The sequence below is a fragment of the Psychrobacter sp. TB55-MNA-CIBAN-0194 genome (genome assembly GCF_040309505.1).
In the GTDB taxonomy this organism is placed as follows: domain Bacteria; phylum Pseudomonadota; class Gammaproteobacteria; order Pseudomonadales; family Moraxellaceae; genus Psychrobacter; species Psychrobacter fozii.
Genome location: NZ_JBEOOW010000004.1, coordinates 145,708 through 160,685 on the forward strand (window position 1 = coordinate 145,708; position 14,978 = coordinate 160,685).

Sequence of the window (14,978 nt, forward strand, 5' to 3'; positions counted from 1 at the left end):
TCTGACGTCCCTGTCAGACAAGCAATATAGACAGCAAAATAAACAAGTAGCCGTTATAGATGGCCACTCGTAAGCCTTTTGATAATACCTGAGTAAAATATCAAAAACAAACGTTTTGCATACCGACTGTCATTAACGAGTAATAAACAGTCAACGATACTTACTAATCCGTAATTTTCTATTTAAAACGACAATAGGATGGTAAGAGCCTTACCATCCTATTATGTTGAGTAGAGAATCAGAGCTTGCGAGAGCTTTTTGAGGCAATGACTATTAGATACTTAGCTCTGATAAATATTTAGCTTTGATAAATACTTAGTTTTGACGATGTGACGCCATAAAGTCTTTGACACGCTCAGAAGTGGGGTTATCAAAGACTTGCTCAGGGGTGCCAATCTCTTCAATGACACCTTGATGCAAGAACACCACTTTGCTTGATACTTCACGGGCAAAACGCATCTCATGCGTGACGATGAGCATCGTGCGACCTTCTTCTGCCAGCTCACGCATCACAGCGAGTACTTCATTGACCAGTTCAGGATCTAGAGCAGAGGTTGGCTCATCGAACAGGAGCACTTGCGGCTGCATAGCCAATGCGCGTGCGATAGCCACACGCTGACGCTGACCACCAGACAAGTTCGCTGGATACGCATCTTTTTTATCAAGTAGACCTACTTTATCTAGCAGCTTTTCAGCATCGCTGATGGCTTGATCTTTTTTGATTTTTAAAACCTGCGTTGGTCCTTCGATGATGTTTTGCAAAATCGTTTTGTGTGGCCACAAGTTAAAATTCTGAAAAACAAAGCCAACACGCGCGCGCAAGCGTTCTAATTGCTTGATTTCTGCTGCCTGCAACTCACCTGATTTGGCAGGCTTTAGCATGAGTTCATCGTTACCAATGATGATACGACCTTGATTGGGCTTTTCGAGCAAGTTAATGCAGCGCAATAAGGTGGATTTACCTGAGCCAGATGAGCCCAAAATTGAGATAACATCACCATCATATGCGGTAAGGGATACCCCTTTTAGCACTGCCAATGAGCCATAGCTTTTATGGATGTCTTGTAAATCTAAGGCGATAGGCCGAGTCGGATTTTTTTCAATATCAAGCATGGTTCAGCAGACTTCCAATAAATATGAATGAAAATACGTAAAAAATCGTGGTATGGAGTATAAGTATCAACCCTAATAAGGTCGTGATACGCTTATAACTCGTCATACAAAGAGAAAAAGTGACACATTGTCTCTTATTACACAGTAAAAAGGCAAATCCTGCGTTTAAGCAATCTGCCACTCAGCATTTATAAACCACTGAATAGCTGACATAAAAAAGCTCAGACTACATTTGCAGTGCTGAGCCTTATTTTATCACTTTCACGTACTAGGCGTTGTTTTATCTGTTTACCCACTTTCAATATCTAATGTGGATAAGTGGTAGCTGCTTAGTATGTCGAGACTTAGCATATCAAAACTTAACACGTTAAAAATCAATACGTCGAAACATGCTCTTCACTTTCAGTACCATCCAACATCTCTGTATCATCGGCAGTCGCTACCGCTACATCGTCATTATCGCCCACTGCCATGCCATCATCGGCACTAGCAACGGCAATATCATCGCCGTTACCTGCACTAGCCGCATCTTCCTCTACTGCTGTCTGTGCATCAGCCGCTGGCTCAGTTTCCATAGGAGCCTCATCTTTTTTACCACAAGCACTCAACGTCAGTGCAGCTGCCACCAACCCTATTGTTAGCCAGCTTTTAGACATTCCATTTTTTTCGATAGTATCATTTGTAGTAGCCATAATAATGCTCCGCTCGTTATAGTTAATGCTTAACTATCAATAAAAATCATCTGATTGATAACATTGTATTGATATTCTTAAAATACCAGTCTTAGCACTTACTATACTGACGATCGATCGTCGCTACCTTAGTACTTACAACGCAGTTCTGTTAAAACCATGTAACGATGTATTTGATTTTTAACCAACCTTTAACAGTAGCCATATTAGAAACGCATGTGAATAAAACAAGAAGAGCATCAAAACAGTGCTTATAAACGCTTTATAAAACGGGCGCTGTTCACAAAATCAACTTTACTATCGCCCTCATCTGCTCTATGTTAAATAGCATAATGCTGGATAAGCATTCAAATGTCATTTTTTGCCAAACTTTCGCCTTTTTGGGCGCTTTTATCTGTTTAAAACATTTATAGTTATAAGGAAAATAATTTATGAGTCAATCGAATACCACAGACATTACCGCATATATGCAATCTGTCGGCAAGCAAGCACGAGCCGCATCACGCGCCCTCGCTGCTGCCAATACTGGTGACAAGAACGCTGCCCTCATGGCCATTCATGATGTATTAAAAGCCGCCAAGCCAGATATTTTAGCAGCCAATAAAATCGATATGGACAATGGTCGAAACAACGATTTGGATGCCGCATTGCTTGATCGTCTGGAGCTAAATGATGCGCGCTTTGATGGTATGCTACAAGGTCTCAAGGACGTAGCATCGTTGCCAGATCCTATCGGTGAAGTCACTGACATGACCTATCAGCCATCAGGCATTCACTTGGGTAAAATGCGTGTACCACTTGGTGTGGTCGGTATGATTTATGAGTCTCGTCCTAACGTAACATTAGAAGCGGCTTCACTGGCATTAAAATCAGGAAATGCCATTATTCTACGTGGTGGCTCTGAAGCTTTTGAATCCAACCAAGCCATTGCCAAATGTATCTTGGAAGGTCTAGAAAAGGTAAATCTATCTGGGCATAGCGTGCAGGTATTACAAACCACTGATCGCGCCGCTGTCGGTGAGCTCATCACTATGACTGACTATGTCGACGTCATCGTACCACGTGGCGGCAAAGGACTGATTGAACGTATCAGCCGTGATGCCCGTGTGCCTGTGATTAAGCATTTAGACGGTAACTGTCACACCTTTATTGACAGTGATGCAGATGCCGACATCGCTATCAAAGTCAGCGTCAATGCAAAAACGCATCGCTACGGTACGTGTAATACCATGGAGACACTACTGGTCGATGAGTCAGTCGCCGATGAGCTATTACCAAAAATTGCTGAAGCTATCATCGCTGCTGACGATGCCATGCAATTGCGTCTCGATGACAAGTCACAAGCCATCTTAAACGACAATGCTACGCTCAAAGGCCATCTATCAGCTGCCACTGCTGAAGATTGGGATACCGAATATCTTGCTCCTATCCTAGCGGTAAAAGTCGTGTCTGGCATTGATGAAGCGATTGAGCATATCAATACCCATGGCAGTCATCATACTGATGTCATCATTACGGATAACTATACCAAGTCGCAACGCTTCATCCGTGAAGTAGATTCTGCCAGCGTCATGATTAATGCCTCCAGCCGTTTTGCTGATGGTTTTGAATATGGATTGGGTGCCGAGATTGGTATCTCAACAGATAAGATTCATGCTCGTGGTCCTGTGGGATTAGAAGGTCTGACCTCACAAAAATGGATCGTGTATGGCCACGGTGAGACGCGCACTTAACGGATAGCGTCTCAACCTAGCACTTATCTACTCACTTAAAGTATAATCCACAAAAAACGTCAGCTCCATTGCTGGCGTTTTTTTATTAGGGACGAATAGGTTATACAGGCGGCGCAATCGTAATTTTGCACCATAACACAAACATGCGATAGGAAAGTAGGCTCATGCAAAGTGGTGAAATCAAACACTGGAATTCAGATAAAGGCTATGGCTTTATTGATGTCGATGATCAAAGTGAAGACGTATTTTTTCATATTAGCAAAGCGCGAATGCCACAGCCGATAACGGTCGGACAAAGAGTCTACTTCAATAGTGCACGTAATGACAAAAATCAGTTGAGAGCAACCGAAGTAACCCCTGCTTCGCTCAGTATTCAAGAAAGTGGAAATACAGATACCGCTAAAAGCACGTCATACAATGCTAATCAGAACGATTCTAGGCAGAACAACTCCAATAATAACAATGCTAGCCGAAAAAACACTGGTCGCAATACTAGAAACCAGTATCAAAATAAAAAAAGCCCCCTGTCTACGCTATTCAGTCTCATCGCCATTATCGCGGTCGCCTTTTACTTCTTTGATGATCTACAGTCCACCTTTTTTGCTAGTAGCACAGAACCTACAACGATACCTCAAACGTACTCTGACAACTCAGATCCAGTATCTAACTCTGCGGTAACAGGCGATGCGCAAATAGATCAGACCATCATGCTGATCAAGCAAGGTGGACCATTCCCTTATCCTCATAAAGATGGCACGACGTTCTATAACCGTGAGGGACAGCTACCAACACAGTCGAAAGGCTACTATCGTGAATATACCGTGCCAACCCCTGGCATATCGCATCGCGGTGCAAGACGTATCGTCACGGGTGGCAATCCGCCAACTGTCTATTATTTAACCGTTGACCACTATGATAGCTTTCGCAGACTGGACGTAAAATAATATGAGCCAAGCCATACATTATATAGACAAGAATAGTAACCAAAACGCTACAGCACTAAGTGCTGGCATCCCGACACAGGCTGTTACCATAGCAGCGGACGAAGTACTAAATAAAAACACGTTATTAACAAATCTAGCCAATGCCTGTGATTTTCCCAGTTATTTTTCACACAATTGGGATAGTGCGTGGGATTGCTTAACAGATAGCGACGTGACACACCTAATGTTAGATCTAACATCGGTGAAAAAAATAGACACGGAAGATTTTAATGTCTTCAAAAGCATCATAGAAGATGCCTACACAGATTTTGGCAAGCCGCAATTGTGGGTGATCATGCCGTCTACGGATGACGCCTAGCCGATAAATCATCAAACAAGCCTGAATTCGAGATAAAGCCATATTTATCCCAAATTCAGGTTAATTTAGTTTTATAGAAAGGATTAACCTATGGAAATTACTTTAAATGGCTATTACACCCTAATCTTTGCCACCTTGGTACTATTGCTTGGACGATTTTTGGTCAAAAAAGTCAAGTTTTTAGAAGATTTTAATATTCCAGAACCAGTAGCAGGTGGTTTGATTGCTGCGGTCATTGTGTATGCTCTTAACTTTATTTGGGGCTACAGTTTTAATTTTCATCAAGGGTTACAAACAGCCACTATGCTGATGTTTTTTGCCTCTATCGGTCTGAGTGCTGATTTTGGTCGATTGAAAGCAGGTGGTACACCGTTACTGATTTTCACTATCGTGGTGTCGGTATTTATTATATTGCAAGACGTGGTTGGCGTGACAATGGCAAGCGCTTTAGGACTAGATCCATTGCTCGGACTCGTCACAGGCTCTATCGCACTTACAGGCGGTCACGGTACGGCAGGCGCATGGGGCGCTGTATTAGAGCAAGAGTATGGTGTGGTTGGCGCAACGACCCTCGGCATTGCAGTAGCTACCTATGGCTTGGTAGCAGGTGGTATCGTTGGTGGTCCTGTTGCGCGTCGATTGATTAATAAACTTGGCTTAAAACCGACACCAGCCAATGCAAACCCAAGTGACGTTGAAAAAGTGGCAGGTGCACAGTCCTTATACAGTACTAAACATAGCGAAAACGATGATGATGGTACTCAGGAAATGTTTGAAAAGCCTGATAACATTCGTCTGATTACCGCATCATCAACCATTGAAACTTTAGCGCTATTTGCGGGTGCATTGGCATTTGCTGATTTGATGACGATTGTGGCTGAAGGTACCTCATTTGAGCTACCTACCTTTGTATGGGCACTGGCAGGCGGTGTGATTCTTCGTAATTCATTAACCATGATTTTTAACTTTGATATGTTTGATCGTGCCATTGATGTGATTGGTAATGCGTCATTGAGCCTATTTTTAGCCATGGCGCTGTTGTCATTGAAGCTATGGGAATTAACAGATTTGGCAGGCCCTGTACTCATTATATTGCTAGTACAGACGTTTGTGATGATTCTATACGTTTACTTCGTCACCTTTAAAGTGATGGGCAAAAACTATGATGCTGCGGTGCTATCAGCAGGTCATTGCGGTTTTGGTATGGGTGCAACACCAACGGCGATTGCCAATATGCAGGCAGTTACTGATCGCTATCTGCCCTCGCCTAAGGCATTTTTGATTGTACCGATGGTTGGTGCTTTCTTCGTCGATATCGTTAATGCCACGGTATTGCAGATATTTACTAAATTGCCGTTTATGTAGGCTACTTGGTAAAAGGTTAGACTGAATTGATGTGAATAAGCCCCGATTATATTTCTATAATCAGGGCTTTTACTTTCTATACTTTGACGTTACTTATCGGAGCCAATACCAAGCCCAAATTTTCAACCTTTCCTCAATACTAAAATTCCCTTATAAAAATTAATTTAGATAGCCTCACTTCTATGGCATCTCTTCATCTAAAAATGGTGATAAGTTGTAGTAAAGCCAAACATGCAACTGACTTAGATACGCCTATATATTTCTCTGGACTTAATTTAGTCGTCCACTTATTATCAAACTAATGACGACTATTGCAAATTCTTATGAATTCAAACCTTATTCTATCTAAATTACCTATCGTCCTCGCTCTAGCGACAGTGTTCTACGCAGTGCCAACGTGGGCAGATGACTCATCTATAAAGATATGTCAGAAACCTCCTGTAGCAGGCTACGATAGTGTTGATTGCTTAAGCGAAGGACTTGCTGTCGTTATACGCTCTACCTTTGAACGTCCATATTTTTATCACAAACATGGTTATATTGATACCTCAGGTCAAATCGTGGTGCCACTACAATATGATAAGGCTAGATCTTTTCAAGAAGGACTCGCAGCTGTTGCGACGTCTCGTCCATTGACAAATATAGCCATGCTATATAAATGGGGGTTTATCAATAAAAATGGTGAACTTATTGCTCCACTACAATATGAAAATGTTAAATCTTTTTCTGAAGGTTTAGCCATGGTTGAGAAAAACAGTAGTAGCGGGTTTATCAATAAAACTGGAGAGGAAGTCATCTCACTACAATATAGTCAAGCTAGCTCTTTTTCTGAAGGCGTGGCAAGCGTTCAAAAAGGTGATAAATGGGGTTTTATTAATAGAGCTGGAGAGATTGTTATCCCTATCCAGTATGACTATGCAAACTCTTTTTCTGAAGAATTAGCCCTCGTCGAAAAAGACGGCAAGTATGGTTTTATCAATAGGCAGGGTGATGAAGTTATCCCTCTACAATATGGCTATGCAACCTCTTTTAATGAGGGTCTAGCCAGCGTATCAATGACAGAATACTATCCATCATCAGAGTATAATTATGGATTTATTGATAAGAAAGGAGATTTTGTCATTCCAGAGCAGTATGATCATGCTTATGCCTTTGATAACGGTGTAGCTCGGGTGGTCAAAGGAGACAAATGGAGTCTAATCGACCCAAGTGGCAATAGAGTCACTTCTACAAAATATAGTGCTATTGAAAATTTTAATGAAGGGCTAGCACGCGTTGAGAAGGATGATAGATTTGGCTTTATTAATAGATCAGGATATGAGGTTATACCTACAGAATACGATTATATGGAGAGCTTCGATCAAGGATTAGTCATCGTCACTAGAGAAGAAAAAGAAGGTGTTATAAATAATGTAGGAAAAGTCATTGTGCCCGTGCAGTTTGACCATATCTCCTACACTGCCGACGGTATCATACATGTCTCTCAAGCAGATAAACATGGATTCATCGATAGATCAGGTACTGTTATTTCACCCCTACAGTACGATGAGGCCAGTGTATTTATTGATGGTTTAGCACGGGTTAAAAAAGACGGCAAATATGGCTTTATTGATAGAACTGGCAACGCTGTTATTCCTTTGCAATACGAGGCTGCCTTAGACTTTAATGAAGGCCTTGCTGCAGTTACCAAAAACGGTAAATCAGGTTTTATAGATAATACAGGAGCTATCATAATCCCTCTACAGTACGATGATGCTTGGCATTTTGATAAAGGCTTATTGGCAGTTGATACAGAAGATATGATGGGAATCATCGACAAAACTGGACAAGTCGTCATTCCCTTAGAATACGATAACATTGATACATTCAAAGAAGGTTTAGCTTCGGCCCAAAAAGAAGGATTATGGGGCTTTATTGATACTGAAAATAAAACCGTTGTTCCCTTCAAATACGATAAGGTCGAGCCTTTTGTTAGTGATATGGCTCTCGTTACCAAGAGCAATAAGGTAGGTTTAGTAAATAAGTCAGGCCAAGAGATAGTGCCAGTACAATTTAATGATCTTAAGTTTTTAGATTTAACGTATATTAATTTTTTGGATGAAGCTCTGAAAGGTGCTACGACCTTTGAATTAGAAGATGAGCAAGGTAACCCTATAGCTGTAGCAGACAACAAAACGCATTTTTCAGAAGATAGTCTATGGTACTTTGAAGGAGACATCACTAGTGTGAAACAAGACGCGCAGTTAGGATATCTCGATAATGATATCGCCATTATTCCGCAGAACCAAGGCGCTATAAAGCCTTTCAATAAAGGCATCATACTTGTCAAAAAAGAAGGTAGTATATTTTATATCAAAGCAGAAGTGAGCTGATTAAAGCGTAAGATGTTTAGGCTTTGTTCGATAACTCTGGTACTAACATCGATTCAATAACTAAATAAGCTCTCTTCTTTCTCGAAATAAATGGGATACCAATGACTAGATCTCTCTCACTTTTTAAGTTAAGCATAATTTTTGTATTACTTACCACTCTATTCGCCAATAGTGCTTGGTCAGATGAACTGTGTGAAAAACCACAAAATAAAAGTTACGAATATACGCAATGCTTGAATGAAGGTTTAGCCATTGTCAGTAAAGATGGTAAGTACGGTTTTATAGACAACACAGGCTCAACTATTATTGAAATGCATTACGATGATGTATCGTCATTTAATGATGGTTTGGCTCAAGTAACGAAGGGCAATAAAAGTGGATTCATCAATAAAAAAGGAAATATTATAATTCCTCTTGAATATAATTATGCCGACTCTTTCAAGGAGGGCTTAGCAAGTGTCAGTAACAGCACTAAATATGGTTTCATTAATAAAAATGGCAAAGTCATCATTCCATTTGAATATGACCAAGCATGGTCGTTTAACAATGGTTTAGCTCGAGTTAAGAGCAATAATAAATATGGTTTTTTAGATACCAGCGGAAAAGAAGTGATACCAGTTCAATACCTCGAAACATATTATTTTGAACAAGGTTTAGTACTGCTTAGAAAAGGTGATAAACGAGGTTTTGCTAATAAAAATGGAGATATTATCGTCCCATTAAAGTATGACTATGCAGAGTCATTTACTAAAGAAGGTTTAGCTGTCGTGCAAGAAGAAGATAAAAGTGGTTTTATCGATACAATGGGGCATGTAGTTATACCATTAAAATACGATGATGCCTCATCTTTTCGAGATGGACTAGCGCTTGTTAGAAGTGGTAAGAAATATGGCTTTATCGATAATGTTGGCACAATGGTCATTCCTTTTCAATATAATGCTGCACAATCATTTAATAAAGGATTCGCGTTTGTAGCAATAGACGATGAATGGATTGAAATCGATAAATCAGGTAAAACTATAAGAAATGTTATTTTTATAGGGTGTTGTACTAAATAAGTTATAAGTATAAAAATAATATACAAACGTATGGCTGTCATAGCTAAAAAACTAAACCAGACAACCACAAAAAAAACTGCCTAGCACAAGCTAAGCGATTTTTCGTTTAACCAGCACTTAATCAGAGCTAACCAAATCAGTACAGGGTTAAGCTTACTGGTTTTTTTCGTAAACTGGCAATTCTGCGTAAATCGCCTCTACCTAAAGTCTAATAGCTATCTAGCAAATAACAAATACTAGCCATCGAAAAGCCCGCCAAGACTAATCTTGGCGGGCTTTTTTAATTATCAAGTTATAATAAAGTGTTCAATCAAACTCATTATTTATACTTTTTAATTTCACCACTTTTCACACGAGCTATGAAAGAATTAACCTCTTTTTTCACAATTGGCATCAAGAAGTATAGACCGATGATGTTAAAGATCGCCATAGCGAACAGAGCCGCATCTGAGAAGTCGATAACAAAGCTAAACTGTACGATGGTACCGATAACAACGAAGACTAAGAAGATAAGTTTGTATATCATCTCGCCGCCTTTACCTTCACCAAAGAGGTAAGTCCAAGCTTTTAGACCATAGTATGACCATGAAATCATCGTTGAAAAAGCAAACAATAATACTGCGACAGCTAGGAAATACTGGAAGATAGGCGCCGTTTCCATAAAGGCAGCACGGGTTAGATCCACACCAGTGAGCGCTTGGGTTTGCAAGTTTGCGACAGTGTTCACCCCAGAGATAGTAATAACGAGCGCCGTCATAGTACAGATAACAACTGTATCAATGAAAGGCTCTAACAGTGCTACTAAACCTTCAGTAGCAGGCTCTTTGGTTTTTACCGCTGAGTGAGCAATAGCGGCTGAACCAACACCCGCTTCGTTAGAGAAAGTCGCACGTTTTAAACCTTGAATTAACGCACCAATAAAGCCACCAGCCACGCCAGCACCAGTGAAGGCACCCGTGAAAATCTCGCCAAATGCGGCACCGATATGATTAAAGTTTGCAACCAGTACGATGACACTCATTGTGATATACAATAAAGCCATAAAGGGTACGACTTTTTCAGTAACGGTTGCAATGCGCGGCATACCACCAATGATAACCATACCGACTAAAAACGCTAAGCCAATACCAAAGAATATACTGTAATCCGTTGGAATGCTAAAAGTAGAGCTCATGACTGCAAAGGCTTGGTTACCCTGAAACATGTTACCAGCACCAAAAGTGGCCAATATACACATAAGGGCAAAACCGACGGCTAACACTTTACCAAACCCACCCATACCACGTTCAGCCATACCACGGCTTAGGTAGTACATAGGTCCACCTGATACGACGCCAGATGGTAGTACCGTACGGTATTTAACACCTAACGTACACTCTACAAATTTGGTCGCCATACCGAACAGACCAACCATGATCATCCAAAAGGTAGCACCAGGTCCACCAATAGCGAGTGCTGCACCCACACCCGCAATATTACCAAGACCAACTGTACCTGACAAAGCAGTGGCTAGTGCTTGAAAATGGCTAACCTCACCTTCTTCTTTGACAGCAGGGTTTGGATCAGTATATTTGCCTCTGACAATATCTAAAGACAGGCCTATATGACGGAACTGAATAAAGCCAAAGTAAAAGGTAAAGACTAATGCGGCAACTAACAACCAACCTACAATTAGCGGAAAGCTTACGTCGCCAAGAGGTACTGAAAAGAAAATAAGATCGACGAACCAGCCAAATATATTGGCCATAAAGGCATCGAGACCAGCACCAAATGCTGCTAGACCTGATTGTTCTGCAGCTTGCGCAAGAGTAGTACTAAGTAATAGAATCGTTGCGACTAAATATTGTTTTTTCATATAAATTCCTTCAGTGAAAATCATATTTATATAATCATTTACAGCGATACTGATACAAAGTGTAATTATTTATTATACTTTGTATCAGTATTATTACTAAATGTTCAATGTCGACTATATACTAATAATTTTATATAAACAAAAACATTTGCATATTTTTCTCAATTAAACATCAACTTAGCGCTTTAAAGCTGACAACCAGAATTAGTCAAACTCATTATAATTATCGAAAAATGTCGGTAGTAGCTCTTAGTATAGATAAAAGACTTAAATATAATTAAAAGAGCTCAATGACAATATCAACACAGGTTTGCGTTACATGATCTACTTTTCTGAAATTTCAGTCCTTTCATTTATACTGAACTTCTATCGTCTACAAACCATTAACCATACTTCACTAGGTTATCCAGCATTGTAGAAAGCCATGCATTGTTATCTGCAATATGCGTGTCCCCTAGCGCGATGATTTCATCACCAGCTTGAACTGTGTGAGGATAGTCAGTCAGGGCATCTTGTATATAATCCTGCCCATGCAACACCATATCCACCATACTATTTTTAGTCACTTCAAAATGACATTGCCAACCAAGCACCCACGTACCTAACTCTTTATGTTTTGGCGTTTGATAGATAAAACCTTGATTCTCCCAAGCCTTTGACTTTGCAATTGCAGTCGCACCTTGAGGACACTCAAAACCATCGCCATGCCAATGAAAAACCGTAAATTCGTGCTTTGGTAAATCTTTTAGTAGCTGATGCTTTAGCCCTTGTTTGGTTAACTGGATTGGCATCCAACCAACCTCTTTTATACCTGATGGAGCAACTTTTGCCCCCAAACTATCCGCTATTAACTGCGCCCCTAAGCAAACACCAACGACTGTTTTTCCTTCTTCGATACTTTGCTGAATGAAGGCCTTCTCATCGGCTAGCCATTCAAAGTCAGCTTCATCATGAATGCTCATTGGCCCACCCATAATAATCAACCAATCAAAACTGTCTTGAGAAGGCAATACGTCGTTTTCGTAAAAACGCGTGACAGCAATGCTATGACCTTGATTATCTGCCCACTGTTTAATATAGCTGAGTTCTTCAAAATCGACATGGTAAAGTGCATGAATACGTAGCGTCATTGAATTATCCTTTTATTAAAAAAGAAAAACCGCCTAGCAAAAGCTAAGCGGTTTTTTATTGTACAACTCTGAATCAGAGCTGGCTAAATCAGTACAGATTTGAGCTTACTGGTTTTTTTCGTAAACTGGCAATTCTGCACAAATCGCTTCTACTTTACCGCGTACTTCAGTAGCGACCGCTTCATCACCACGGCTGTCTAGTACGTCACAAATCCAACCTGCCAACTCGCCCGCTTGTGCTTCGTTGAAGCCGCGAGTAGTAATCGCTGGTGTACCGATACGGATACCAGACGTTACGAACGGAGATTTTGGATCGTTTGGTACGGCATTTTTGTTCACAGTGATGTGAGCTTCGCCAAGCCATTTGTCCGCTTCTTTACCCGTCATTTCTTGCTTAACGAGGCTGATCAGCATTAGATGGTTTTCAGTACCGCCAGAGATAACTTCATAGCCACGCTCTTGAACCACTTTTGCCATCGCTTGTGCATTTTTCACCACTTGCTGCTGATAAGTAGCAAAGTTGTCTTCCAATGCTTCTTTAAAGCAAACTGCTTTCGCAGCGATAACATGCATCAATGGGCCACCTTGGTTGCCCGGGAATACAGCTGAGTTTAGTTTCTTGGCAAGTACTTCATCACGAGACAAAATCATACCTGAGCGTGGGCCACGTAGAGTTTTGTGCGTGGTAGTAGTTACGACATCAGCGAAAGGTACTGGGCTTGGATAAACACCGCCAGCAACTAGACCTGCCACGTGAGCCATATCTACTAACAGGTAAGCACCTACTTCGTCTGCGATGTCACGGAAACGCTGCCAATCGACCACTTGTGAGTATGCTGAAAAACCAGCGATGATCATTTTAGGCTTGTGCTCACGTGCTAGAGCGTCTACTTGATCATAATCAATCAAGCCAGTGCCATCTACCAAGCCATACTGTACGGCATTGTAGTTCAGGCCTGAAAAGTTGATGTGTGCGCCATGAGTCAAGTGACCACCAGCATCTAGGCTCATGCCCAATACTGTGTCATTGGCTTCTAGCAATGCTAAAAACACCGCTGAGTTTGCTTGGCTACCAGAATGTGGCTGAACGTTCACATACTCTGCACCGAATAACTCTTTAGCGCGGTCAATAGCCAATTGCTCTACAACGTCCACATGCTCACAACCACCGTAATAACGCTTGCCAGGATAGCCTTCAGCGTATTTGTTGGTTAGATCAGTACCTTGCGCTTCCATCACTGCTTGTGAGCAGTAGTTTTCAGAAGCGATAAGCTCAATGTGGTTTTCTTGACGAACGCTTTCTGCGGCCATCGCTTCAGCAAGTACTGGATCAAAACTTTGAAGAGAGATATTTTTAAACATATTTAATGTCCTAAGTAGTGACTGTCATTGAAAAAACGTCATTTAAAAGAAGCTTATAGCCTGCCCACAATAAAACAACTACTGCGTCAATGCCGCTAGAAGTACGCGTGATACCTCTGCACTTTTTTCCAGCAATCTATTGTTTTTCGGCAATCTGTTTTATGGTATGACCATTATTGTGAATGGGATCTATTAGCAGAGATTAAAATAAGAATAAATGCAGGCGAGTGGCCCGCCATGAAGTTGTCCAATTCGGCAATAAATTCGATACACGTATGCATCGATATCATCGCTAAAGATTAAGTGTAACATGAAAATTTGTGCTGCGAACGCAAAAAAACCTCACCTTAAGATGAGGGAATTAAATGACCATATAACACAGATAAATAGCCAATAAAATAAAGGATTTACCTGCTATGAATTCTTGGCAACATGCTGTTTTACACGTATATAGGCATAAAATATTTTTAAGCATGGCTAGATAAAAATGCAGGCAGGAACGTTTCACTGATCATTAGCGTACGACCGTACCAATCATAACGGGTTTGCCGTTGCCAACCTGAGGCTGTTTGCTCAATAAATCGCTGATTGGGCAACGTGCGGCTGCGCTTGAATAGCACATAACCAATAGGTGTGCCTTTGAGCTGTTGTAGGCGACGTGCGCGGCCTTTTAGACTGGATAGCGGAAAGATACTTTGGGCATCTACCCATGGTAATTCATCATTGCCATAAAGCTGCACCTCACGCACCCAAGCCAACATCGGACGATTAAGCGCTGCCCCCTGCAGACCCAATTGTTGCTTTTGTAACAGAGACAGCTGCCGATAGCCCTCAAAGCTGCGCTCTACACGCAAGGGCTGCCCTGCTTTTACTTCCAACATGGCAGTGAGAGAGCCTTTGGCGTTGAGCCACGGTAGTAGCTCACTAGGAGGTGACGGATTGCTAAAACAAGACGTTTGAGTACTGAACATAGTTAACGGCTAATTGTGAAGGATT

The 14,978-nt window shown here is 41.1% G+C and carries 12 protein-coding genes; 6 read left to right on the forward strand and 6 right to left on the reverse strand.

The window, feature by feature from the left end; translation table 11 throughout:
• Positions 1-315: 315 nt before the first annotated feature.
• Together AAEY75_RS06340 and AAEY75_RS06345 are read right to left on the reverse strand one after the other, a co-directional pair.
• The gene (locus AAEY75_RS06340; RefSeq protein WP_110921791.1) at positions 316-1,113 is read right to left on the reverse strand and encodes an ABC transporter ATP-binding protein; all 798 of its coding nucleotides are present in this window, start codon (positions 1,111-1,113) and stop codon (positions 316-318) included.
• A 374-nt stretch (positions 1,114-1,487) separates the two neighbouring features.
• On the reverse strand, positions 1,488-1,805 hold the full coding sequence (locus tag AAEY75_RS06345; RefSeq protein ID WP_197215824.1) for a hypothetical protein: 318 nt from the start codon (positions 1,803-1,805) through the stop codon (positions 1,488-1,490).
• A 431-nt stretch (positions 1,806-2,236) separates the two neighbouring features.
• Here AAEY75_RS06345 and AAEY75_RS06350 point away from each other — a divergent pair, with 431 nt between their 5' ends.
• The 6 genes from AAEY75_RS06350 to AAEY75_RS06375 all read left to right on the forward strand — a co-directional run bounded on the left by AAEY75_RS06350 (position 2,237) and on the right by AAEY75_RS06375 (position 9,635).
• Positions 2,237-3,538: a glutamate-5-semialdehyde dehydrogenase gene (locus AAEY75_RS06350; RefSeq protein WP_197215822.1), complete on the forward strand. Its 1,302-nt coding sequence runs from the start codon at positions 2,237-2,239 to the stop codon at positions 3,536-3,538.
• 164 nt (positions 3,539-3,702) lie between these two features.
• Entirely contained in the window at positions 3,703-4,482 is a 780-nt protein-coding gene (locus AAEY75_RS06355; RefSeq protein ID WP_197099794.1) for a ribonuclease domain-containing protein, read from the forward strand.
• 1 nt (position 4,483) lies between these two features.
• Positions 4,484-4,840: a barstar family protein gene (locus tag AAEY75_RS06360; protein ID WP_110921795.1), complete on the forward strand. Its 357-nt coding sequence runs from the start codon at positions 4,484-4,486 to the stop codon at positions 4,838-4,840.
• Positions 4,841-4,930: 90 nt separating this feature from the next.
• Positions 4,931-6,205, forward strand: a complete 1,275-nt coding sequence (locus AAEY75_RS06365; protein WP_197215820.1) for a sodium/glutamate symporter — start codon at positions 4,931-4,933, stop codon at positions 6,203-6,205.
• A 323-nt stretch (positions 6,206-6,528) separates the two neighbouring features.
• Entirely contained in the window at positions 6,529-8,577 is a 2,049-nt protein-coding gene (locus tag AAEY75_RS06370; RefSeq protein WP_352259124.1) for a WG repeat-containing protein, read from the forward strand.
• Positions 8,578-8,678: 101 nt separating this feature from the next.
• Positions 8,679-9,635 (forward strand): WG repeat-containing protein, encoded by a 957-nt coding sequence (locus tag AAEY75_RS06375; protein ID WP_197215816.1) that lies wholly within the window; start codon positions 8,679-8,681, stop codon positions 9,633-9,635.
• Between the two features lie 319 nt (positions 9,636-9,954).
• On the opposite strand, the gene AAEY75_RS06380 is transcribed toward AAEY75_RS06375, so the two are convergent.
• The 4 genes from AAEY75_RS06380 to AAEY75_RS06395 form a co-directional block, all read right to left on the reverse strand.
• Positions 9,955-11,490, reverse strand: a complete 1,536-nt coding sequence (locus tag AAEY75_RS06380) for an alanine/glycine:cation symporter family protein (RefSeq protein ID WP_352259126.1) — start codon at positions 11,488-11,490, stop codon at positions 9,955-9,957.
• Positions 11,491-11,873: 383 nt separating this feature from the next.
• Positions 11,874-12,620, reverse strand: a complete 747-nt coding sequence (locus AAEY75_RS06385) for a type 1 glutamine amidotransferase (RefSeq protein ID WP_352259128.1) — start codon at positions 12,618-12,620, stop codon at positions 11,874-11,876.
• Between the two features lie 105 nt (positions 12,621-12,725).
• Positions 12,726-13,982 (reverse strand): serine hydroxymethyltransferase, encoded by a 1,257-nt coding sequence (gene glyA / locus AAEY75_RS06390; RefSeq protein WP_352259130.1) that lies wholly within the window; start codon positions 13,980-13,982, stop codon positions 12,726-12,728.
• Positions 13,983-14,449: 467 nt separating this feature from the next.
• Complete coding sequence (locus AAEY75_RS06395) at positions 14,450-14,953, reverse strand: chorismate--pyruvate lyase family protein (protein ID WP_352259132.1); 504 nt, start codon at positions 14,951-14,953, stop codon at positions 14,450-14,452.
• Positions 14,954-14,978 lie beyond the last annotated feature (25 nt).